This is a genomic window from Oceaniglobus trochenteri, from assembly GCF_020529025.1.
Lineage (GTDB): Bacteria > Pseudomonadota > Alphaproteobacteria > Rhodobacterales > Rhodobacteraceae > Oceaniglobus > Oceaniglobus trochenteri.
Window position 1 is genome coordinate 748,865 of record NZ_JACNMM010000002.1, and the last position, 21,979, is coordinate 770,843.

Genomic DNA, 21,979 nt, shown 5'->3' on the forward strand with positions numbered 1-21,979 from the left:
CTTCCGGGGTTTCAGGCTGCGAAGTCGTCGGCGAACTCACCGATGGCCTTGCGAATGCGGTCTTCCGCGTCGCCTTTGACCTTGGGGTCTTCTTCGGTGATCCAGTTCAGCAGATCGGCGTGCTTGGAGCGCAGGTGGTTCAGCAGACCGGCCTCGAAGCGACCGACGGCCTTGACCGGGATCTTGTCGAGATAGCCCTTGGTGCCGGCCAGGATCACGCAGACGATCTCGGCGTTGGTCAGGGGCGAATACTGCGGCTGTTTCATCAGCTCGGTCAGACGGGCGCCACGGTTCAGCAGCTGCTGGGTCGAGGCGTCGAGGTCGGAACCGAACTGCGCGAAGGCGGCCATCTCGCGGTACTGGGCAAGCTCCAGCTTCACCGGACCGGCGACCGACTTCATCGCGTTGGTCTGGGCCGACGAACCCACGCGCGACACCGACAGACCGGTGTTCACGGCGGGGCGGATGCCCTGGTAGAACAGTTCGGTTTCCAGGAAGATCTGGCCGTCGGTGATCGAGATCACGTTGGTCGGGATGAAGGCCGACACGTCGCCGCCCTGGGTTTCGATGATCGGCAGCGCGGTCAGCGAACCGGCGCCGTTGTCCTCGTTCAGCTTGGCCGAACGCTCCAGCAGGCGGGAGTGCAGGTAGAACACGTCGCCGGGATAGGCTTCGCGGCCGGGCGGGCGGCGCAGCAGCAGCGACATCTGGCGATAGGCCACGGCCTGCTTGGACAGGTCATCATAGATGATGAGGGCGTGCTTGCCGTTGTCACGGTAGAATTCGGCCATCGCGGTGGCGGAATAGGGCGCCAGGAACTGCATCGGCGCCGGGTCGGATGCGGTGGCGGCCACGATGGTGGTGTATTCGATGGCACCGGTCTCTTCCAGCTTCTTCACCAGCTGGGCCACGGTCGAACGCTTCTGACCGATGGCGACATAGATGCAGTGCAGCTTTTCGGAATCGTCCTTGGCCGCGTCGTTGTACGACTTCTGGTTCAGGATCGTGTCAAGCGCCACGGCGGTCTTGCCGGTCTGACGGTCACCGATGATCAGCTCGCGCTGGCCACGGCCGATCGGGATCATGGCGTCGATCGACTTGAGGCCGGTCGGCATGGGTTCGTGAACCGATTTGCGCGGGATGATGCCCGGCGCCTTGCTGTCGGCCACGCGACGCTCGGTCGCCTCGATCGGGCCCTTGCCGTCGATCGGGTTGCCAAGGCCGTCGACAACGCGCCCCAGAAGCGCATCACCGGCGGGCACGTCCACGATCGAGTTGGTCCGCTTGACGACATCGCCTTCCTTGATGTCGCGGTCGGAGCCGAAGATCACGATACCGACGTTGTCGGATTCAAGGTTCAGCGCCATGCCCTGAATTCCACCGGGGAATTCGACCATCTCGCCGGCCTGAATGTTGTCAAGGCCGTGAACGCGGGCAATACCGTCGCCAACCGACAGCACGCGGCCGACTTCGGCCACTTCGGCGTCTTGCCCGAAGTTCTTGATCTGGTCCTTGAGGATCGCAGAAATTTCGGCTGCTTGGATACCCATTTATCCGACCTCTTTCATAGTGTTCTGGAGTGCATTGAGCTTGGCGCGGATCGACGTGTCGATCATGCGCGAACCCACTTTGACGACAAGGCCACCGATCAGCTTGGGATCGACGGCCATATTGATCTTCACGTCCTTGCCCACCGCCTTCTTCAGCGTTTCGGCAAGGGATTTCTGTTGGGCGGCGGTCATTTTCGACGCGGCGGTGACATCTGCGGTCACTTCACCCTTTTCATCGGCGATCAGGCCACGCAGCGCCGACACCAGTTGCGGCAGCACGAAAAGTCGCCGCTTGCTGGCCATGAGGCGCAGGGTGTTGGCCACGGTCGCGCTCAGCTCCATTTTCTGGGCCAGGGCGCCGATGGCGGATTCCTGTTGATCGCGCGTGTACAAAGGCGACGAGATCAGAGTGCGGAAATCCTCACTCTCGGACATGGCCGCGTCAAGCGCGTCAATGTCGTTCTCGATGGCCTTCAAGGCATTGTCTTCCTTCGCCAGGGAAAACACCGCCTGCGCATAACGCCCGGCAATCCCTGTGGAAATCGAAGCTGGTTCGGACACGTCCACCCTTTCGATGTCTTTAAGCCCTGAACGAACATTGCAGCAGTGCGATCAAGGCAGTTGAAAAGACGCGCCCTCACGGACACGTCATCAAAGTCGGCGTGGGTGTAGCAGAGGTATCCCCCCCCCGCAACTGCCTATGGCACCTGCAGCATTTCATATTTGCCTGCGGGTCACAGTCGGGCAAAAGCGTTTTCTTTTCCGCCACTTGGCCATCCGGAAATGCCCCTGTCAAGGGCTGTGGCAGCCTCGCGCGCTTGCACTTTTGGAACATTGCCGCGTCAATCGGTCCGCCCCGAAGGGCCCGGGGCGGCTCAAACCGGTTTGGCGCCGGGCACCGGCAGCCCCTCAAGCACCTTCAGAGGGCGACGCACCGAATCCCTCAGCCCCGGCCCATGGGGCACCGCGACCTGCTTGCTGACCTCCACCATCAGGACGCCCCCGGCATAATGCCCCGAAACCCGTTGGCCGAACCCCTCCATGAAGGCACCGGCGCGCAGCCAGAACCGCCGCTCGGACGGGGGCTGGAACAATGCCGCAACATGGCGTTCCGGGGTGAAGCCCGCCCTTTCCAGCTGGGATTCAAGCTGTGTGCGGCTGTAGGGGCGGCCAAAGCCGAAGGGCGTCTGGTCGCGCCGGGCCCACATGCCCGCCCGGTTGGGCACGATGAACAGCGCCCGCCCCGAAGGTTTCAGCACGCGCCATGCCTCCTGCAGGACCGAGGCGGGATTGTCGCTGGTCTCCAGCCCGTGCATCATCACCAGCCGGTCAACCGATTCAGGCTCCAGCGGCCAGAGCGTTTCTTCGCAAAGCACCGAAACATTCGCCATTCCGGCAGGCCAGGGCATCACCCCCTGCGGCCCCGGCATCAGGCCGATCACCCGGCGCGCATTCGCGAGGTAGGGGCGCAGCAATGGCACGGCAAAGCCGAAGCCCACCACCGTCTGACCCTTGGCGTCGGGCCAAAGCCTGACCACCCGGTCCCGCACCGCCCGTTGCGCCGCCCGGCCCAGCCGCGTGCGGTAATAGAAGGTGCGAAGATCCAAAACGTCCAGGTGCATTGCTGCCAGGCCCGATTGCTGCAAGTGTCGACCTACCATAGGAACCAGATGAGTTGAACGCCATGGCCCTTGAACTTGCCGTCATTCCCTGCCTTTCCGACAATTATGCCTTCCTGCTGCATGATGCCGGTACGGGCGCCACCGCGCTGATCGACATACCCGAGACGCAGCCGATCGAACGCGCCCTGACGGCGCGCGGCTGGTCCCTGTCCGAAATCTGGATCACCCATCACCACGACGATCATGTGCAGGGGCTGGACGGCCTTCTGGAGCAGCATCCCGGCGTGCCGGTTGTCGGCGCCGCGGCCGATGCCCACCGCCTGCCCCCGCTTGACCGGCAGGTTTCGGATGGCGACCGCTTCGATTTCGCCGGCCACGGGGTGCAGGTCTTCGATGTTTCGGGCCACACCATGGGCCATGTCGCCTTCTACGTCGCCGATGCGGGCGCCGCCTTTACCGCCGACAGCCTGATGGCGCTGGGATGCGGGCGGTTGTTCGAAGGCGACGCCGAAACCATGTGGAACAGCCTGGGCAAGCTGGTCGCCCTGCCCCCCGAAACGCTGATCTGTTCGGGTCACGAATACACCGAAACCAACGCCCGCTTCGCCCTGACGATCGAGCCGGACAATGCCGCCCTGATTGAACGCGCGGCCTCTGTCCGGCAGGACCGCGCGATGCAGGTGCCCACCGTGCCCTCGACCCTGGCCGACGAACAGGCCACCAATCCGTTTCTGCGCGCCCATTTGCCTGAGGTGAAAGCGCACCTATCTATGCAAGGCGCCAGCGATGCCGAGGTGTTTGCAGAAATCCGCGCCCGCAAGGACCGGTTCTGACCACGACCGAATCTGCACCACTGACCCGGCCGAACGTCACACAAGGTTAAAATGTGATCGCACGGTCAAAGAAAAACCTTGAAGCATGGCCACAAACAACCAAGCTTTAAGATTAAGAGGCCACGGTCGGACGTGGGAAGCCATCCCGACCCAAGACAGGAAGGAGCACGGCGGTGCCTTCATTTTCAACGACACTCGAGCAAGCCATTCATTCCGCACTGGCCCTGGCCAATGCCCGCCGACATGAACTCGCCACGCTGGAACATCTGCTTCTGGCGCTGATCGAAGAACCTGACGCCGCAAAGGTGATGCAGGCCTGTTCGGTCGACATGGAAGAACTGAAAACCACACTGGTCGATTTCATCGACGATGATCTGTCCACCCTCGTCACCGATGTCGAAGGGTCCGAGGCGGTGCCGACTGCCGCCTTCCAGCGCGTGATCCAGCGCGCCGCGATCCATGTGCAATCCTCGGGCCGGACCGAGGTGACGGGCGCAAACGTGCTTGTCGCCATCTTTGCCGAACGCGAATCCAACGCCGCCTATTTCCTCCAGGAACAGGACATGACCCGCTATGATGCGGTGAATTTCATCGCCCACGGCGTGGCCAAGGATCCGTCCTTCGGTGAATCCCGCCCCGTCACCGGCGCGCCGGAGGCCGAAGAGGATACCCAGGTCGAAGAAGGCGACGGCAAGGAATCGGCGCTGGCCAAATATTGCGTCGATCTGAACACCAAGTCACGCAAGGGCGATGTCGACCCGCTGATCGGCCGCGAACACGAGGTGGAACGCTGCATCCAGGTGCTGTGCCGCCGGCGCAAGAACAACCCGCTTCTGGTGGGCGATCCGGGCGTGGGCAAGACCGCGATCGCCGAGGGGCTCGCGCTCAAGATCGTGCGTGGCGAAACGCCCGAGGTGCTGTCGTCGGCAACGATCTACAGCCTCGATATGGGCGCGCTTCTGGCCGGCACCCGCTATCGCGGCGATTTTGAAGAGCGGCTGAAGGCCGTGGTGAGCGAGCTTGAGGATCACCCCGACGCCGTGCTGTTCATCGACGAAATCCACACGGTGATCGGCGCCGGCGCCACCTCGGGCGGTGCCATGGATGCATCGAACCTGCTGAAGCCCGCCTTGCAGGGCGGCAAGCTGCGCTGCATGGGGTCGACCACCTACAAGGAGTTCCGCCAGCACTTCGAAAAGGACCGCGCGCTGAGCCGCCGGTTCCAGAAGATCGACGTGTCGGAACCCTCGGTCGAGGATACCGTCAAGATCCTGAAGGGCCTGAAGGAGTATTTCGAGGAACATCATCACATCAAGTACACCGCCGACGCCATCAAGACGGCGGTGGAGCTTTCGGCCCGCTACATCAATGACCGCAAGCTGCCCGACAAGGCCATCGACGTGATCGACGAGGCTGGCGCGGCCCAGCACCTTGTGGCCGAATCCAAGCGCCGCAAGACCATCGGCGTGAAAGAGATCGAGGCCGTGGTGGCCAAGATCGCCCGCATCCCGCCCAAGAACGTCTCCAAGGACGATGCCGAGGTGCTGCGCGATCTGGAAGGGTCGCTCAAGCGGGTGGTCTTTGGCCAGGATGCGGCGATCACCGCCCTGTCCAGCGCCATCAAACTGGCCCGCGCAGGCCTGCGTGAACCGGAAAAACCCATCGGCAACTACCTCTTCGCCGGTCCCACCGGCGTGGGCAAGACCGAGGTGGCAAAGCAGCTGGCCGATACCCTTGGGGTAGAGCTTCTGCGCTTCGACATGTCGGAATACATGGAGAAGCACGCGGTGTCGCGGCTGATCGGCGCGCCTCCGGGCTATGTCGGGTTCGATCAGGGTGGCATGTTGACCGATGGTGTCGATCAGCACCCCCATTGCGTGCTTCTGCTGGACGAGATCGAAAAGGCCCACCCCGACGTGTTCAACATCCTGTTGCAGGTGATGGACCACGGCAAGCTGACCGATCACAACGGCCGCGCGGTGGATTTCCGTAACGTCATCCTGATCATGACCAGCAACGCCGGGGCCGCCGACATGGCCAAGGCCGCCATCGGGTTCGGCCGCGACAAGCGCGAAGGCGAGGATACCGCAGCCATCGAACGGACCTTCACGCCGGAATTCCGCAACCGTCTGGATGCGATCATCAGCTTCGGCGCCCTGCCGAAAGAGGTGATCCTGCAGGTCGTCGAGAAGTTCGTGCTGCAACTGGAAGCGCAGTTGATGGACCGCAACGTCCATATCGAGCTGACCCAGCCTGCCGCCGAATGGCTGGCCGACAAGGGCTATGACGACAAGATGGGTGCCCGCCCACTGGGACGTGTCATCCAGGAACACATCAAGAAACCCCTGGCCGAGGAACTTCTGTTCGGCAAGCTGGCCAAGGGTGGTGTGGTCAAGGTGGGGGTGAAGGACGGCAAGATCGATCTGCGGATCGAACCGCCCGAAACCCGCCGCCTGTCGTCGAAGAAGCCGCCGCTCCTCACCGCCGACTAGGCACGGGGTGTGCGTCACCTGCTGACCACGGCAATGATCCTTCTCGCGGCGCCCGCCGCCGCGAGAGACCCGGTTCTGTCCCTTCCGCTGGACTGCACCCTGGGCAAGACCTGTTTCATCCAGCAATACACCGACAGCGATCCGGGGCCCGGCGCCGCCGACTATACCTGCGGCCCGCTCAGCTATGACGGGCACAAGGGCACCGATTTCGCCCTCCCCTCGCTTGCCGCGGTGGAGGCGGGCGTCGATGTCTACCCCGCCGCGCCCGGCACGGTGATAAGCGTGCGCGACGGCATGCCCGACCAGCTTCAGAACACAAGGAACGCCCCCGACGTGACCGGGCGCGAGTGTGGCAACGGCCTTGTCCTGCGCCATGGCGACGGATGGGAAACCCAGTATTGCCACCTGAAACACCATTCGGTGAAGGTGCGGAAGGGCCAGTCGGTCGACACCGACACGGTGATCGGACAGGCCGGGCTAAGCGGCAACACCGAGTTTCCGCACCTGCACCTGACGGTGCGCAAGGACGGCAAGGTTGTCGATCCGTTCAACGCCGACGCCACGGCCGCCTGTGGCGAAACCCGGCGGCACAGCCTGTGGCAAGACACCCCGCCCTATCGCGGCGGCGGGATGATCGCGGCCGGATTTTCCGCCGGCATCCCCACCTATGACGCAATCCGCGCCGGTACGTCCCATATCGACGAAATGCACGCCGATTCCGGCGCCCTTGTGCTTTGGGGTTATGCCTATGGCGGGCGGGCGGGCGATGAGATCCTGCTTGAGATCGTCGGCCTCGACGGCCCGGTGCTGTCGGAGAGGGTGACGCTGGAAAAGGCGCAGGCGCAGTTCTTTCGCGCCATGGGCCGCCGCCGCCCCGATGGCGGCTGGCCCGGGGGCGACTATATGGGGTTGGTGCGGCTGATCCGGGACGGGGCTGAAATCGGCACACTGGGCGCCGAGTTGGCCATCATCCCCTAGCGTTCGGTCAGTTTCAGTTCGATCCGCCGGTTCTGCGCCCGCGCCTCGGGGGTGTCGGCGGGATTCACCGGGTAATATTCCCCAAACCCCGTAGGCGCCAGGCGATTGGCCGGAAAGCCGAGTTCCTCGGTCAGGAAGCGCACCACCGACAGGGCGCGCGCTTGGCTCAGCTCCCAGTTGTCGGCATATTGCGCGCTGAAGTTCAGCGGCACGTTGTCGGTGTGGCCATCCACCCGCACCACCCAATCGATGCCTTCGGGAATGTCATCGGCCACGTCGAACAGCAGTTGCGCGACGCTGGCAATCTGTGCGCGCCCCGCCTCGGACAGATCGGCCGAGGCGCTTTCGAACAAGACTTCGGACGAGAACACGAAGCGGTCGCCGACAATCCGCACGCCATCGCGGTCGGCCAGAAGATCGCGCAGCTTGCCGAAGAATTCCGACTGATACCGCTCAAGCCGTTGCCGCTCGGCCGCTTCCAGTTCGGCGCGCTTCTTGGCCTCGATGGCGGTGCGGGCCAGGGCGGCGTTCAGGTCGGCACCCAGGGTTTCAATCCGCACCCGCGATGCGGCGTCCTTTTCGCTGGCAAGGTCCAGCAACGCCTGAAGCTGGTCCAGCTGGCCGCGCAGATCGGCGACCTGACGGTTCAGCGCCGCAACCCGGCGCTGGCTTTCGGCCGAGCGCGCCTCTTCGGTTTCAAGCTGCCGGTTGGCACTGTCCAGAAGGGCGGCGCGGCGTTCGGCCTCGCTCATCTCTTCGGCGGCCTGGCGTTCAGCGGCCAGTTTCGCCGCAAGGGCATCGGCCAGTTGTTCGCGCAGGGAATCCTTGGCATCCGCCGCCCCTGCCAGGGCCTCGGCCTCGCTGCGGGCGGCTTCAAGGGCGGCGGCCAGACGGTCGCGCGCCGTCGCCTCGCGCCCGGCTTCGGCGCGCAGGCGGTCGACCTCGGCCTCGGCCTCGGCCAGGCGGTCACGCGCGGCTTGCAGATCGCCCTGGAACATCTCTTTCGCGGCCTCGGCGGCGCGCAGGGCGGCAGCGATGGTGGCCAGTTCCTCGGTGGTTTCGTCCTGCCGGGCCAGGGCTTCGCGCAGCAGCGCTTCGGCGGAATCGCGTTCATCATCCGCCGTCCTGCGCGCGGTCAGCGCGGTGGCCAGGGCCGTTTCCGCCTGTTCCAGCTTGTCGGCCAGGGCCGCGCGGGCGCCAAGGGCGGCGGCCAGCGCATCCGCCGCCTCATCGCGCTGGGTACTGGCAGCATCGGCAGCGGCCAGCGCCGCGCTCAGCCGTTGGGTCAGGTCGCTGTTGGTCTCTTCGGTCGCGCTCAGGGCGTCGCGGGCGGCGGCCAGTTCCTCGGCCGTCTGATCGCGGGCCAGAAGGGCCGCCGCCAACCTCTCATCCAGGGTCGCGGCGTCGGTTTCGGCGGTGGCAAGCGAGGCGCGGGTTTCATCCAGACGGGCGCGCAGATTGTCCTGGGCCAGCAGGGCCGCCGCCAGATCACGGTTCAGACTGTCGCGGTCGGTTTCGGCCTCGGCAAGGGCCTGCTCCAGCGCCTCGGCCGCTTCCTGCCCCTGATCGCGGGCCAGGATCGCCGCCGCCAGACGGGTGTTCAGGGCCTCCCGGTCTTCTTTCAGGTCTGCCACCTGGTCGCCCAGAATCGCCGCCTGCTCGGCACTTTCCCCTTCGGCCAGAAGCGCCGCCGCCAGCTTTTCGTTCAGCGCCGCGCGGTCGGTTTCCGCCTGATCCAGGGCGATCTGCAACGCGGCCACCTCGGCGTCGGTCTTGTCTTTCGTCAGCAGGGCCATGGCCAGCCGGCGGTTCAGGTCGGCCTTTTCCTCCTGCAACTGCTCCAGGCTCGCGCTGGTTTCATCCTGGGCCAGAAGGGCAGCGGCCAGCCGGGCGTCAAGGTCCTTCTCCGCCGATTGCGCGGCCGCCAGAAGGGTCAGCGTTTCCTCGGCACGGGCGCGCTGTTCCTCAAGGGCCAGGGTCATCGCCGAGAGTTCGGCATCGGCATCCTTCAGCCGGGCGCGCAGGGCCTCGGCGGCGGCGGCTTCGGCGATGCGCGCCTGTTCCTCCTCGCTCAGCCGGTCCTCGGTTTCGGCCAGTGTCGCGTTCAGGGCCGCGAGCGATCCGTCACGGTCCTCCAGCGTGCTGCGCAGCTCGGCCGTCATCGCCTCAAGCGCCTCGCGGCGGGCGGCGGCAAGGCGGGCCTCTTCGGTCTGCACGTCGATCTCGTCGCGCGCGCGGGCGAGGGCCAGTTGCAACTGTTCCTGTTCGCTCAGCAATTTGCGCTGCGCCTCTTCCAGTTCGGCCACCGATGCGCTCAGCGCCTCGCCCTCGGCCAGGGCCGTGTCGCGCTGGGTCAGAAGCGAGGCGACCTGCGATTCGAAATCGGCAATTCGCGCGCTCTGGGATTCGGTCTGCGCCGTCAGGCTGGAAATCAGAGCATCCTGTTCCGCCGCACGGTCGGACGCGGCCTGCAACCGGTCGTCCAGTGCGGTATTGGCAGTCTCAAGGTCGGCGCTGCGGGCCTGTTCCAGCCCCAGAAGCCGGGTCAGACCCGCCACCTCGGCGCCCAGGGCGTCAAGCTCGCTCTCCTGCCCCGAGATTTCCTCGCGCAGGACGAACTGCACCACCATGAAGATGGTCAGCACGAACATCATCACCAGCAGAAGCGCCGTCATCGCATCGACGAAGCCCGGCCAGATGCTGTTGGAAACCCGCTGCGTTGAGCGCCGCGTGAGGGCCATTTCCTACCCCCGCCCACCGTTGACCGAATGCGGATCGCTGCGGGCACTCTGGCCGCGCACCGCCCGGATCAAGGCCTTGATATCGCCGCGCAGTTCCGATGTCGCCTCTTGCCGGCCCGCGGCCATTTCCTCAAGCAGGCGCAAAAGCTGCACGTCGATCGAGCGCAGGCGCATGCGGCTTTCGGCATCCATGGCACCGCCGCCCTGTTCGGCCTGGTTCTCCAGCACCTCGGCCAGGCGTTCCTGCCCGCGCGACACCCGTTCCAGCGCATCGGCGACCGAACCTTCGGCCGCCATCTTGCGGGTCATCTGTTCGATCGAAGTGGCCAGGGCGCCAAGGCGTTCATCGACGGCGGCGCGGCTGGTCTCGGCCTCGGCGAACATGTCCTGCAACTGGTCCATCTGTTGCGACATGTAATCCAGAACGGCGGCCACCATGCCCGCTTCGCCCTGCCCGTCGCCTTCGGTGGCGGCATAGCCAAGGCGCGTGATGCTAGACAGCCATTCTTCCAGTTCGCGGTAGAACCGGTTCTGGCCATGGCCGGCGAACAGCTCCAACAGGCCCACCACCAGCGAACCGGCCAGCCCCAGAAGCGACGATGAAAACGCCACCCCCATGCCGCCAAGCTGGGATTCCAGCCCGCCCATGAGCCGGGCAAAAACCTGCATCCCATCCTCGCCCTGCTGGGGCGCCAGCCCGCGGATGGTTTCGACGATGGCCGGCACCGTGGTTGCCAGGCCATAGAAGGTGCCCAGAAGGCCAAGGAAAATCAGCAGGTTGACGATATAGCGCGTGATATCGCGCGCCTCGTCGATGCGGGTTGCGACGGAATCCTGGATCGACCGCGACGACGAGGCCGAAATCTGCATCTGCCGCCCGCGCGACCGCAAGAGCGCGGCCAGCGGCGCCAGAAGGCGTGGTGCCTTGACGAATTCGTGCCCCGGGTTCTCGGCCACGAAGCCTTCGATCCAGCTGACCGACTGGAACAGCTGGAACACCTGCCAGAAACAGGCCGCGATCCCCATGACGAAGACAATCGCGATGAACCCGTTCAGCCAGAGGTTGGCCAGGAAAACCGGCGCCACCCGCGGAAAGGCGACATAGCCGCCAATCGCCACCAGCACCAGAACCGCCAGCATCATCGAGATCTGGCGGATCGGCTGGGTGAACTGCGCCTTTTTCTTGTGATCCGGTTTGCCTGCCATGGATCTTGTCGCGCCCCTTGATTGTTGCGGTGCAGAATAGAGATGCCGGCGGGAATGTCCAATCACCCTTGGTGATTAGCCGGTGGTGAGGATTTCGCGCACCCGTTTGTCAAGCCAGGCCAGGTCGGGGTCGGGAATGCCCGTTTCCAAAAGATGCGCAACCGTGTTGAACAGATACTCGGTATTGGGCCCGCGCCCGCCCACGGCGCGGGCGATGATCCCGGCCTGGTCTTCCAGGTCAAGCCCGCCGCAGTATTGCACATGGTCGGTGTCCACGACATAGGCCACGGCCTGCACCTGCCGCCCGTCGGCCAGGTCCAGCGGCAGCACCCGTTCGACATAGGCCGACGAAATCAGCTCGCGCGCGCGCAACTCCTCCAGCGTCACCGCCTCGGCCCCCGGTTGCACCCGGAAGCCCAGCCCGACACAGGCCTCGCCCGGCGCCGGGTCAAGCGCCAGCACCAGCCCAGGTGCCGCCTCGGTGCCGCGATGGTGGATCGAGCGCATGCAGAAGGTGCGCCTGTGGTCGCCCAGGGTGGCAATCACCCGTTCGGCCACCGGGAACTCGGGGTTCCACATCAGTGATCCGTATCCGAACACCCACATTTCCGCTTGCGTCATGCCTCTGGTCCTTATGTTCGGGGGTCTGTAAACACCACCTGAGCCATGGAAGAAAGGGGCCGGGATGCGCAAATTGCTGGCAATCGTGCTGATCGCGGCCCTCGCCTGGGGCGGATACTGGTTTTTCGGATCGGGTGCGGTCGAACGTGGCCTGGCCGCCTGGTTCGACGCCAGGCGCGCCGATGGCTGGGTGGCGGAATACTCCGGTCTCAACACCTCGGGCTTTCCCAGCCGCTTCGACACCACGATCACCGATCTGGAATTGGCCGACCCGCAGGCCGGGCTGGCCTGGTCGGCGCAGATGTTCCAGATCCTCGCGCTCAGCTATAAACCCCACCACGTCATCCTTGCCCTGCCCCACGACCAGAGCGTGACGACACCCCATGAGACCATCTCGATCACCAGCACGCAGATGCGCGGTTCGGTGGTGTTCAAACCCGAAACCGCCCTGACGCTGGATCACAGCGCCTTCGTCATGCAGGATGTCGCGCTGACCTCGGATCTGGGCTGGACCGTGCAACTGGACGAGGCGCGCCTCGCCGCCCGCCAGACCGTGGCCCGTGACAACACCTATGACCTGGCCTTCGAAACCCTCGGCCTTGTCCCGGCCGACAGCGACCGCCAGGCGCTTGACCCCTCGGGCACCCTGCCCCGGGCGGTCGAGACGCTGAAGATCGACGCGACCCTCGCCTTCGATGCCCCCTGGGACAGATTCGCCATCGAAGGCCCCCGCCCCCAGCCCACGATGATCGAGCTGAACCATGCCCGCGCCAGCTGGGGTGCGCTTGACCTGCGGGCCGAGGGCGCGCTTGAGGTCGACGCCGGGGGTGTCCCGACCGGACGCATCACCATCCAGGCCACCAACTGGCGCGAGATGCTGCGCATGGCCGTGGCGGGCGGATTGCTGGACGAAACGCTTGCCCCCACGGTCGAACGCGGGCTGACGGTGCTTTCGGGCTTGTCGGGCGATGGCACGACCATCGAGGTGCCGCTCAGCTTCCAGAAGGGGTTCGTCAGCATCGGCCCCGTACCCCTTGGCCCCGCCCCAAGGCTGACGTTGCGCTGATGGCCCTGCCCCGCCTTGCCAACACCGAAGCGCGGCGGCTGTTCCTGCACCGGCATGCCCTGCTTGCCCCGCCCACGGGGCCGGGCAAGGGGGCGGATCTGCTGTCCCTCATCACCGATCTGGGCTTCGTGCAGGTCGACAGCGTCAGCACGGTCGAACGCGCCCACCACATGATCCTGCACGCGCGGCGCACCTCCTATCGTCCGGCCCACCTTGCGCCCCTGCTTGAGCGCGAGCGCAGCCTGTTCGAACACTGGACCCACGATGCCTCGGTCATCCCCATGGTGTTCCTGCCCTATTGGCGCCTGCGCTTCGCCCGCGATGGCGAAAGGCTGGACCAACGATGGTCCGAAAGCCGCCGCCCGGGATACCGCGCCGAATGCGCCAATGTCCTGCGCCGCATCCGCGACACTGGCCCATGCCGGTCAGACGATTTCATCGAACGGGGTGGCGAGGCCAGGAAGGCCGGCGGCGGATGGTGGGATTGGCACCCCTCCAAGACGGCGCTGGAATACCTCTGGCGCAGCGGCGCCCTTGCGATTGCCCGGCGCGAAGGCTTTCGCAAGGTCTATGACCTGGCCGAGAACATCTATCCGCCCCACAGCGCCCCCGACGACAAGGCGATCATCGACTGGGCCTGCGGCGCCGCGCTTGACCGGCTGGGCTTTGCCACCTCGGGCGAGCTGGCGGCCTTCTGGGCGCTGATCACCCCGGCCGAGGCAAAGGGCTGGAGCCTGGGCGCGCTTGCCTCGGGCGACGTGATCGAGATCGAGGTGGAAGCCGCCGATGGCACCTGGCGCCGCCACCTTGCCCGGCCCGATGTGCTGGCCAACGCCGCAAATCTTCCGCCCCCCGGCGCCATGATCCGCGTGCTCAGCCCCTTCGATCCAGCCCTGCGCGACCGCAAGCGCGCCCAGCGCCTGTTCGGCTTCGACTACCGGATCGAGATCTTCACCCCCGCCGCCCAACGCAAATACGGCTATTACGTCTTCCCGCTGCTTCAGGGCGACCGGATGATCGGGCGCATCGACATGGCCACCGACCGCGCGGCCGGGATTCTGCATGTCACCGCCTTCTGGCCCGAAACCGGCATCCGCATGGGGGCAACCCGCACCGCACAACTTGCCGCCGCCCTGCAGCGCACGGCACGTTTCGCCGGCTGCGACAGCGTCACCTGGGCCGATGACTGGATGCGCGCCTGATCCCCTCTTTCTTGCCCGAAATACTCCCGCCGGAGGCTCCTGCCGCCGCAGCGCCCCACGCCGTCAGCGGCAGTACGACCCACGGCGATAACGCGCCGTATCGAGGTGAAAATGGTCCTGGTGGAACCGGTCGGCATTGGGGCCCAGAACGGTGCCGAAGGGGCCACAGGCGGCCCGGTGCATGGCCTTCATCAACCGGCCATGCTGGGAAGAGCGCCAGCCCTTCAGCACGCTCATCGCCACGCCGTTGCGCAGGATGATGGCGGCAATGTCGATGGCGCGCCCCCTGCCGTGTTCCGACACCTTCGCGCCCTTCTGGTTGTTGCGGGTGCGGCAGGAGTAATGCGCCGCCACCTTCAACCCTGCAACGCCACCTCCCAGCTTGCCGACCACGGGCTTCACCCCCCGTTCGACCCAGGTTTTCAGCGCCCGCGCCGTGGCGCAGTCCATTGTCGCCCCGGTCGACAGGGCAACCCCCGCAACCGAAGTGACGCGCACCGGCGCCTCGACCCCGCAACCGCTGATGCGCCCGGCGATGGGCGATAGGTTTGCCCCCTGGATCGCCGGATCACCACAAATCGCCCCCTTGGCCCCTGACACCACCGGCGGCGGCGCAGCCCGGAAACCGGCGGCGGCCACCACCGTGCGGCGGTGCAGGTTCTCGGGGCGGGCCGGGGGGCGGGGCGAACGGGCCACACCACCGGCAAGGGCGGCCTGCACCACCTTGGTGGGCGCTTTCGGCCGGGTCGTTTCATCGACGATCTGTTCGATCAACTCGTTCGCGGGGGCGCGCGTGACCGCCGCGCCATCGGCACGCGGCATGGGGCGCAGCGATGAGACCGGCGCTTCTGCCCCCGCGACTCCTGCCTGAAGCAGCAGGATCGACAGGGTCAGCGCGCCGGTCTTCATCATGTCTTCTTTCCGCTCCGTCCGAAATCGGGGGCGTCGGTATCCTGCCCGGCCTGGATGATTCCGCGCCGGATTGCCCGTGTCCGGGTAAAGTAGTCGAAGAGATGCGCGCCGTCACCCTTGCGAATGGCCCGCTGCAACGCAAAGAGTTCTTCGGTGAAGCGACCCAGAATTTCCAGCGTCGCCTCCTTGTTGTTCAGGAAGACGTCGCGCCACATCGTGGGATCGCTGGCCGCGATGCGGGTGAAATCGCGGAAACCGGCGGCAGAATACTTGATGACCTCGCTGTCGGTCACCCGGCGCAGGTCATCGGCCACGCCCACCATCGTATAGGCAATCAGGTGGGGCGTGTGGCTGGTGACGGCCAGAACCAGATCGTGATGTTCGGCCTCCATCGTGTCGACAAGGGCGCCCATGCCCTCCCACAAGGCGCGCAGGCGGGCCACCGGCGCCTCGGGCGTGCCTTCGGCGGGCACGATCAGGCACCAGCGGTTTTCGAAAAGTTCGGCAAAGCCCGACCGCGGCCCCGAATGTTCGGTGCCGGCCAGGGGGTGGGCGGGCACGAAATGCACATGTTCGGGCAGGTGCGGGCCGACGGCGTCGATCACGGCCTTCTTTACAGATCCGACGTCAGACACAGTACAGCCGGGCGCCAGGTGCGGCGCGATTTCGGCGGCGACGGCGCCCATGGCCCCCACCGGAACGCAAAGCACCACCAGATCGGCGCCCTTGACCGCCTCGGCGCTGGTTTCCGTGATCCGGTCGCACAGGCCCAGTTCGCCGGCTATGGCGCGGGTTTCGGCCGACCGCGCGGTGCCGACGATTTCGCCCGCCAGCCCCGCGCGCCTCATCGCCAATGCCATTGATCCCGCGATCAGGCCCAGCCCGATCAGCGCCACCCTTTCGTAGACCTGGCTCATCCCTGCTGGTCCCTGAACCCTGCTATGGCATGGACGACACGGCGGCAGGATGCCTCGTCTCCGACGGTGATCCGCAGGCAGTTGGGCAACTTGTAGCCCGCCACCCGCCGCACAAGGAGCCCTTCCGAACGCAGGTGCGCCTCGCAGGCGTCGGCCTCGTCCGGGTCGTGGAACCGGGCCAGGATGAAATTGGCGCAAGAGGTATCGCTGGGCACGCCCAGTTCGGCCAGGGCCTTGGCCAGCCAGGTGCGCATCCGGGCATTCTCGGCACGGCATTTCTCGACGTAGTCGCCATCGCGCAGGGCGGCCTCGGCGGCGGCCATCTGAAGTTCCGACAGGTTGAACGGCCCGCGCACCCGGTTCAGTGCGTCGATCACATGGGCCGGGCCATAGCCCCAGCCGATGCGCAAGCCGCCAAGGCCATAGAGCTTGGAGAAGGTGCGCGTCATGAACACGTTCTCGCGCTTGTCCACCAGCTTGGCGCCGCCATCGAAATCGTCGACATATTCCGCATAGGCGCCGTCCAGCACCAGCAGGACATGTTCGGGAAGATCGGCCGCCAGGCGGGCAACCTCGTTGTTGCCGATCATCGTGCCGGTCGGGTTGCCCGGATTGGTGACGAAGACCAGACGGGTGCGGAAATTCACCGCCTCGAGAATCGCGTCGACATCGACCTTGCGCTCATGTTCCTGCACCTCGATCGGGGCCGAACCGGCGGCCAGCGCCGAAATCCGGTACATCGAGAAACCGTGTTCGGTGTGAATCACCTCGGTCCCCGGGCCGCCGTAGGCCTGGCAAAGGAAGGTGATGATCTCATCGCTGCCGTTGCCGCAGATCACCCGCGCCGGATCAAGCCCGTGAACCTCGCCGATGGCATTGCGCAGCGCGGTGTGGTCGGTCGACGGATAGCGGTGAAGCTGGTGCACCGACTTGCGGATCGCCTCTTTCGCCGCTTCGGAGGGCCCGAACGGATTTTCGTTACTGCTCAGCTTTACCACGTCGCGGGCGCCCGGAATCTTGCTTTCGCCCCCAACGTAGGGGCGGATTTCCAGAACACCCGGCTTTGGCTGAATGGCGTGTGACATGGTGCAATCCCCTTTGGCCGGGTTCTAGCGGTGGGGGGGGAACAAAACCAGAAGCGGCAGCAAGCAACCGACGGCCCGTGCATTTTTTTCCGCAGTTGCGGTTTTCTGGTCACGCGGCCACGCGGGGGGCCAGCCGGGGCAACGAAAAAGGCCGCCGCGGTGTCCCGCGGCGGCCCCGAAATCGGTATCGGCCCAGATCAGTTCTGAGCGTAGTATTCGATGACCAGGTTCGGCTCCATCTGCACGGCGTAGGGCACATCGCCCAGGCCGGGGGTGCGCACGAAGGTGGCGGTCATCTTCTGGTGGTCGGCCTCGACGTAGTCGGGCACGTCACGCTCGGCCAGGCCGACAGCTTCCAGAACGACGGCAAGCTGGCGCGACTTTTCGCGCACGGCGATCACGTCACCCTCTTTCACACGGTAGGAGGGGATGTTCACGCGCTGGCCGTTCACGGTGACATGGCCGTGGTTCACGAACTGGCGGGCGGCAAAGATGGTGGCGACGAACTTGGCACGGTAGACCACGGCGTCCAGGCGGCGCTCCAGCAGGCCGATCAGGTGCTCACCGGTGTCGCCTTTCAGGCGCTCGGCCTCGGTGAAGATGCGGCGGAACTGCTTTTCGGTCAGGTCGCCGTAATAGCCCTTCAGTTTCTGCTTGGCGCGCAGCTGCAGGCCGAAGTCCGAAACCTTGCCCTTGCGGCGCTGGCCGTGCTGGCCGGGGCCATATTCGCGGCGGTTCACCGGCGACTTGGGGCGGCCCCAGATGTTTTCGCCCATGCGGCGGTCGATCTTGTACTTGGCAGAGGTGCGTTTGGTCACCGTCTGATCTCCTTCTTAGCGGCCCGGAACGGGCGGGAAGGGCGTTGTCCTTTGGGGTTTCCCCGACAGGCATCCCCTTGCGGGGGCCACCAACACCAATGAAACACGCCCCGACGGATCGGGGCGCTGGCGGGGTCATACGCCTTTGCGGGGCAGTGTCAAGAGGCGAGGTGCGCAAGACCGCGCCGCGCCCTGCCCCGCGCCTCGTGCAGCATGATCGCCGCCTCGGCCGTGGTCAGCATGCGCCGCGCCGGGGCGCCAAAGCTGAGCGGATCGTCGATCAGGGCCGGATCGCTTTGAAACAGGGCGGCGCGCTGGTCTGCCTCGATCGTGTCCAGCGGCGCATGGGCCGGGTGGAAACTCTCGCTCGCCACCCCGTTGGCCCAGACGACGTGATGTTCGGGCAGCATGATGTGGTGATAGACCACCTCGCGCGCGCCGTGATCCAGGGTCACGGTGCGGTCGTTCACCATGTCCGTCGCCGCCACAAGCACTTCGGGCGTGTTGAACAGCGCCTGCGCCGTTTGGTCCCGCACCAGGATGCGATGCTGTGGCGACACGATCAGGTCGGGCGTCGGACGTTCAAGGCCCAGCGCGCCGGTACGTATGCGGATCGGGCGCAGTTCGGGCATCGCCAGAAGCCGCGCACCCGAGATCCGGCGATGGCCGACCCAGCGCACCGGTTGCGCCCCGCCGTCGCGGGTTTCCACCCGGTCGCCGGGCGCCAGCGTCTCGACGGCGCGGGGGCCGTCTGGGGTGCGCAGGAAGGTGCCCTCGGCAAAGCAGATCACGCCGGGCTGGGCATCATCCGTCTGCGGCGCGCCGTCTTCAAGGTTGTGAGTGATCCACATCTCCCGGTCGCGTGGCGGCATCCGTTCGGGGAACATAAGCAGCGGACGGGCAAGTTGCCCGGTGGCGATCATCGTCACCGGGTACGAGCGCAGGCCATCGGTCACCACGAAACAGCGGTCGAACAGCGGTTCGTCCCAATCGGGAAAGTCGCTGAGCGGAGTCGCGTAGGACCCGCCCACGAGGCGGCGCACGATACGCCCGGCGCGTCTGCGCAGTTCGTCTTCGCCTTCCGGACCGCCAAGTACCAGAACATCGTTGGGGCCGTCCACGCGAACCGGCGTGCCGTGCCAACGCCAGGTGGCGCCAACCTCAAGCGACGACACGGGTGCCGCCGCCAACCCGTCAATTTCTGTCTGCGACCAGGAAACGACGAAGGTGCCTCGAAAGCCCGTCATCCTGTCCTGAACCTGCTCTACGTCTTTTTATTGGGATCGAATCTAACGCGAACAGGCCGCTTTACCTAGAAATTTGGCAGCAGTCGGCGGAGGGGTGCCGACGGTCCGTTGCATGGACCCCACACTCGCCGCAACCGCAGGATGATCGCCCCAGGGCAGGCACCCGTTTCACGCAGATGCGACACTGTTCAGGCTTTCCCAGGTCAGCATCGGCAGCCCCCTGGCGCCGTCATAGGGCTGCCCCCCGGTCAGCGCCGCCTTGATGGCCGAGGGGGGCGTTGCCCTGTCCAGCCGCCCGGCCGAGAAGCCGAGGCTGATCAGACCCGCGGCAACTGCCGTGGCCGCCGAGGTGCCGCTGAATTCGCAAAAGAAGCTGGCGAACTCGAAGGCGACGGGGGCGCCACCGGGGCCGGGCGTGTCGCGCCAGACCTGCCCGAACGCGCTGCTGGAATAGCCGGGGCGCCCGGCCACGTCGGTCGTGATCAGGGTCTCGACCGCGACCGGGCTGGCGCCCTTCCGGTCGAACAGGGCCTTCTGGTCGGCGTTGTCGATCTCGGCGAAGGGATCAAGCCGGAAGTCGGCGGCATCCATGGCCGGGGCATCGCCGGACAGAGCGAACAGCGTCACGGCCTGGCCCTCGCCCTCCCCCGCCGAATACGAGGCGCGCAGCCCGTCCGAGGTGCAGGCGCCCACGGCCATGATGCCGTTGTCGGGGGCGGCCAGGTTGGCGGGATAGGCGATCAGCCCGTCCCCGGCATTACCCGCCGCGCAAAGCAGCAGGCGACGCGACGACAGATCGATGAAGGCCGCATCCAGGGCATCCCAGGCGGCCAGCGTGGCCGCGTCCGACGGCACCGCCTCGGCGCCCGTGGCGGTCTGGCCCACCGGCACCATGCCCGTATCGGGCGGCGTGGCAGGCACCAGCCCGACACCGGCGCGGGTGGGGTCAGGCAGGGCGCTGGCCAGAACCACCAGATCGGCGGCGATCAAGTCGGCATAGGCAAGGGCCGCGGTCATCTGATCGGCGTTCGGCATCGCACTTGTGGAAATCGGCACGATCTCGCAGAACGGATCAATCCCGGCATAGGGCAGCGCGACCTCGCTCTCGCCGGCGTCGCGGGGCTGTGGTGACAAGCGGGCGGGCCGGTGAAGGTAGACGCCCGAAGCCGGCCGCGCCCCGATCAGACCCGCCATCGAGGTGCCATGGCCGCTGAAGGCCCCGGCCGCCGCGGCGCGCGCGCCCTCTTGCGTGGCATGGGCCTGGCCAAGGTCGCGAAGAAACCTGTCGCGCGTGCCATCGCCCGACCCCGCCGCGGCCCCCGCATCGGCGATCACCCCGGCGCGGGCCTGTGCCTCGGCGCCCGAAAGATCGCAGCGCGGAATGGTGAAAACCCCCAGGTCACGCGCGGCAAAGTCGATCGCCAGCCCCCGGTTGACCGCCGGGGCCAGGCAGGGATGCGTCATGTCGACCGAGGTATCGATCAGCGCCACGCGCGTCTTGCGGTTGCCGCTGGCCACCTTGCCCCAGGCATCGGGGCTGGAAAACCGGGTAAGATCGGTGACGACGCCCAGCCGTTCCAGATGCCAGAGCGCGTGATAGGTCGGATAGCTGCCGGCGTGACGCGGTTCGCTGTCGGCGGGGCTTTTGATGGTGAATGCCATGACCTTACCCCCTCCACTCTTCGGATGTGCGGATCATCTGATCCTCGACCACCCGCTCCAGCACCGGCAGGAACAGTTGCGCCAGGTGAAACCCGGCCTGGGTGTCTGCGCGGAAATGCACGCCGGCCCATTCGCGGTTGTGCGCAATCCGCATGGCGCGGCGGAACAGTTCGGGGTTGCCCGGATGCTCGGGCACGGCGCGGGCGAAAATCTGCGCGATGGCCATGGATTGAAACGCGTGATTGCTGGGATAGGAATAATGCGCGGGGTTGGGAATGAAGGGGCGCAGGCAGGGTTCCAGCATGTTGGGCCGGATCGCGCGCCACCGGTCCTTGTAACGCATGCCCACCTCTTCGCAGATCTGCGCGACCACCACCATCAAGCGCATGGTTTCGTCGAACCCGCTGGCGCCGTTGATGCCCAGCGGGGTGAGATAACCGGAAAGCTCCAGGTCGCGTTCATTCAGGATCTCTTCGCGGCGCCCCTCTTCGGCCGGGGATTGCAGCCGGGCCTGAAGATCCAGCAGCACGGGGATTTCGGCACGCAGCGCGTTGCGCGTGGGGGGCGGAGACACCGGAAGGTTCACCCAGTCGGCCCGCAGGTCGTGCAGCTTCTCGCGCTCTTCCCAGGGGGCGAGGATGACGAAATCGACGCCGTCACCGGCATCGCCCCGGTTGCCGCGATTGCCACGGTTTCCGCGGTTCCCACGATTGCCCCTGTTCCCGCGATTGCCCCGGTTGCCGCGATTCCCACGGTTGCCGCGGTTCCCCCGGTTGCCACGGTTCAGCACCCCCTGGAACGACAGCCCCGAAGCCGCCGCCGCGACCGAAAGCGCCGAGACCGAGGCCATCATCTGGGCCCCTGCGCCGGTCGGGCTCCAGCCCTGCTGGCTGGGGTGCAGGGCCACGTCGCCTTCCCCCGGTGTGGGTCTCAGCTCGATCGTGTCGGCCCGCACGCTCAGCGCCCAATCCTGAAGAATCGAAAGATCGAATCCACCCTCACCCATCGCTTTTGTCCCTCTTCCTCG

Annotated in this window: 18 protein-coding genes; 5 read left to right on the forward strand and 13 right to left on the reverse strand. The window is 66.1% G+C overall.

What is annotated here, in order from left to right:
* Window positions 1-11 precede the first annotated feature (11 nt).
* The 3 genes from atpA to H7828_RS03930 all read right to left on the reverse strand — a co-directional run bounded on the left by atpA (window position 12) and on the right by H7828_RS03930 (window position 3,172).
* Window positions 12-1,550 carry a F0F1 ATP synthase subunit alpha gene (atpA, locus tag H7828_RS03920; protein ID WP_226779679.1) on the reverse strand — a complete coding sequence of 513 codons (1,539 nt, stop codon included), beginning with the start codon at window positions 1,548-1,550 and terminating at the stop codon, window positions 12-14.
* Entirely contained in the window at window positions 1,551-2,111 is a 561-nt protein-coding gene (locus H7828_RS03925; protein WP_226779680.1) for a F0F1 ATP synthase subunit delta, read from the reverse strand. It lies immediately after the preceding gene.
* A gap of 314 nt (window positions 2,112-2,425) precedes the next feature.
* The gene (locus tag H7828_RS03930; protein ID WP_226779681.1) at window positions 2,426-3,172 is read right to left on the reverse strand and encodes a class I SAM-dependent methyltransferase; all 747 of its coding nucleotides are present in this window, start codon (window positions 3,170-3,172) and stop codon (window positions 2,426-2,428) included.
* 62 nt (window positions 3,173-3,234) lie between these two features.
* On the opposite strand from H7828_RS03930, the gene gloB reads away from it, so the two are divergent.
* The 3 genes from gloB (at window position 3,235) to H7828_RS03945 (ending at window position 7,475) form a co-directional block, all read left to right on the forward strand.
* A complete protein-coding gene (gloB, locus tag H7828_RS03935) occupies window positions 3,235-4,005 on the forward strand; it encodes a hydroxyacylglutathione hydrolase (protein ID WP_226779682.1) in 771 nt (256 codons plus the stop codon).
* A 173-nt stretch (window positions 4,006-4,178) separates the two neighbouring features.
* On the forward strand, window positions 4,179-6,497 hold the full coding sequence (gene clpA / locus H7828_RS03940; protein ID WP_226779683.1) for an ATP-dependent Clp protease ATP-binding subunit ClpA: 2,319 nt from the start codon (window positions 4,179-4,181) through the stop codon (window positions 6,495-6,497).
* A gap of 33 nt (window positions 6,498-6,530) precedes the next feature.
* Window positions 6,531-7,475, forward strand: coding sequence for a M23 family metallopeptidase (locus H7828_RS03945; protein ID WP_226779684.1), 945 nt, complete (start codon window positions 6,531-6,533; stop codon window positions 7,473-7,475).
* Here the strand turns inward: H7828_RS03945 and H7828_RS03950 are convergent.
* The 3 genes from H7828_RS03950 to H7828_RS03960 all read right to left on the reverse strand — a co-directional run bounded on the left by H7828_RS03950 (window position 7,472) and on the right by H7828_RS03960 (window position 12,043).
* Window positions 7,472-10,216 (reverse strand): peptidoglycan -binding protein, encoded by a 2,745-nt coding sequence (locus H7828_RS03950; RefSeq protein ID WP_226779685.1) that lies wholly within the window; start codon window positions 10,214-10,216, stop codon window positions 7,472-7,474. The genes H7828_RS03945 and H7828_RS03950 overlap by 4 nt on opposite strands.
* Window positions 10,217-10,219: 3 nt before the next feature.
* The gene (locus H7828_RS03955) at window positions 10,220-11,422 is read right to left on the reverse strand and encodes a biopolymer transporter ExbB (protein WP_226779686.1); all 1,203 of its coding nucleotides are present in this window, start codon (window positions 11,420-11,422) and stop codon (window positions 10,220-10,222) included.
* A gap of 75 nt (window positions 11,423-11,497) precedes the next feature.
* The gene (locus H7828_RS03960) at window positions 11,498-12,043 is read right to left on the reverse strand and encodes a gamma-glutamylcyclotransferase (RefSeq protein ID WP_425354929.1); all 546 of its coding nucleotides are present in this window, start codon (window positions 12,041-12,043) and stop codon (window positions 11,498-11,500) included.
* Between the two features lie 64 nt (window positions 12,044-12,107).
* Between H7828_RS03960 and H7828_RS03965 the strand changes: the two genes are divergently transcribed.
* Both H7828_RS03965 and H7828_RS03970 read left to right on the forward strand, forming a co-directional pair.
* The gene (locus H7828_RS03965; protein WP_226779687.1) at window positions 12,108-13,109 is read left to right on the forward strand and encodes a DUF2125 domain-containing protein; all 1,002 of its coding nucleotides are present in this window, start codon (window positions 12,108-12,110) and stop codon (window positions 13,107-13,109) included.
* Window positions 13,109-14,311 (forward strand): winged helix-turn-helix domain-containing protein, encoded by a 1,203-nt coding sequence (locus tag H7828_RS03970; RefSeq protein WP_226779688.1) that lies wholly within the window; start codon window positions 13,109-13,111, stop codon window positions 14,309-14,311. Before H7828_RS03965 ends, H7828_RS03970 begins: the two co-directional genes overlap by 1 nt.
* Before the next feature lie 63 nt (window positions 14,312-14,374).
* Here the strand turns inward: H7828_RS03970 and H7828_RS03975 are convergent, their stop codons facing one another.
* From H7828_RS03975 to H7828_RS04005, 7 genes are all read right to left on the reverse strand, one after another.
* On the reverse strand, window positions 14,375-15,223 hold the full coding sequence (locus tag H7828_RS03975; RefSeq protein ID WP_342592281.1) for an extensin-like domain-containing protein: 849 nt from the start codon (window positions 15,221-15,223) through the stop codon (window positions 14,375-14,377).
* On the reverse strand, window positions 15,220-16,140 hold the full coding sequence (locus H7828_RS03980; protein ID WP_226779689.1) for a prephenate/arogenate dehydrogenase family protein: 921 nt from the start codon (window positions 16,138-16,140) through the stop codon (window positions 15,220-15,222). The genes H7828_RS03975 and H7828_RS03980 overlap by 4 nt, the downstream gene beginning before the upstream one ends.
* On the reverse strand, window positions 16,137-17,225 hold the full coding sequence (gene hisC, locus H7828_RS03985) for a histidinol-phosphate transaminase (protein ID WP_226779690.1): 1,089 nt from the start codon (window positions 17,223-17,225) through the stop codon (window positions 16,137-16,139). Before hisC ends, H7828_RS03980 begins: the two co-directional genes overlap by 4 nt.
* Window positions 17,226-17,422: 197 nt before the next feature.
* Window positions 17,423-18,043 carry a 30S ribosomal protein S4 gene (gene rpsD / locus H7828_RS03990; RefSeq protein WP_226779691.1) on the reverse strand — a complete coding sequence of 207 codons (621 nt, stop codon included), beginning with the start codon at window positions 18,041-18,043 and terminating at the stop codon, window positions 17,423-17,425.
* Window positions 18,044-18,201: 158 nt separating this feature from the next.
* Window positions 18,202-19,290, reverse strand: a complete 1,089-nt coding sequence (locus tag H7828_RS03995) for a Hint domain-containing protein (RefSeq protein WP_226779692.1) — start codon at window positions 19,288-19,290, stop codon at window positions 18,202-18,204.
* Between the two features lie 168 nt (window positions 19,291-19,458).
* Entirely contained in the window at window positions 19,459-20,952 is a 1,494-nt protein-coding gene (locus H7828_RS04000; RefSeq protein ID WP_226779693.1) for a S8 family serine peptidase, read from the reverse strand.
* Between the two features lie 4 nt (window positions 20,953-20,956).
* Entirely contained in the window at window positions 20,957-21,958 is a 1,002-nt protein-coding gene (locus tag H7828_RS04005; RefSeq protein ID WP_226779694.1) for a phosphatase PAP2 family protein, read from the reverse strand.
* Window positions 21,959-21,979 lie beyond the last annotated feature (21 nt).

What these genes read in the sequence shown, in the direction of transcription:
- H7828_RS03955 (WP_226779686.1), bottom strand. Translation starts at nt 11,422, where the DNA reads ATGGCAGGCAAACCGGATCACAAGAAAAAGGCGCAGTTCACCCAGCCG.
- H7828_RS03930 (WP_226779681.1), bottom strand. Translation starts at nt 3,172, where the DNA reads ATGCACCTGGACGTTTTGGATCTTCGCACCTTCTATTACCGCACGCGG.
- H7828_RS03960 (WP_425354929.1), bottom strand. Translation starts at nt 12,043, where the DNA reads ATGACGCAAGCGGAAATGTGGGTGTTCGGATACGGATCACTGATGTGG.
- H7828_RS04005 (WP_226779694.1), bottom strand. Translation starts at nt 21,958, where the DNA reads ATGGGTGAGGGTGGATTCGATCTTTCGATTCTTCAGGATTGGGCGCTG.
- H7828_RS03965 (WP_226779687.1), top strand. Translation starts at nt 12,108, where the DNA reads ATGCGCAAATTGCTGGCAATCGTGCTGATCGCGGCCCTCGCCTGGGGC.
- hisC (WP_226779690.1), bottom strand. Translation starts at nt 17,225, where the DNA reads ATGTCACACGCCATTCAGCCAAAGCCGGGTGTTCTGGAAATCCGCCCC.
- H7828_RS03975 (WP_342592281.1), bottom strand. Translation starts at nt 15,223, where the DNA reads ATGATGAAGACCGGCGCGCTGACCCTGTCGATCCTGCTGCTTCAGGCA.
- gloB (WP_226779682.1), top strand. Translation starts at nt 3,235, where the DNA reads ATGGCCCTTGAACTTGCCGTCATTCCCTGCCTTTCCGACAATTATGCC.
- atpA (WP_226779679.1), bottom strand. Translation starts at nt 1,550, where the DNA reads ATGGGTATCCAAGCAGCCGAAATTTCTGCGATCCTCAAGGACCAGATC.
- H7828_RS03970 (WP_226779688.1), top strand. Translation starts at nt 13,109, where the DNA reads ATGGCCCTGCCCCGCCTTGCCAACACCGAAGCGCGGCGGCTGTTCCTG.
- H7828_RS03995 (WP_226779692.1), bottom strand. Translation starts at nt 19,290, where the DNA reads ATGACGGGCTTTCGAGGCACCTTCGTCGTTTCCTGGTCGCAGACAGAA.
- H7828_RS03950 (WP_226779685.1), bottom strand. Translation starts at nt 10,216, where the DNA reads ATGGCCCTCACGCGGCGCTCAACGCAGCGGGTTTCCAACAGCATCTGG.
- H7828_RS03980 (WP_226779689.1), bottom strand. Translation starts at nt 16,140, where the DNA reads ATGAGCCAGGTCTACGAAAGGGTGGCGCTGATCGGGCTGGGCCTGATC.
- H7828_RS03945 (WP_226779684.1), top strand. Translation starts at nt 6,531, where the DNA reads ATGATCCTTCTCGCGGCGCCCGCCGCCGCGAGAGACCCGGTTCTGTCC.
- H7828_RS04000 (WP_226779693.1), bottom strand. Translation starts at nt 20,952, where the DNA reads ATGGCATTCACCATCAAAAGCCCCGCCGACAGCGAACCGCGTCACGCC.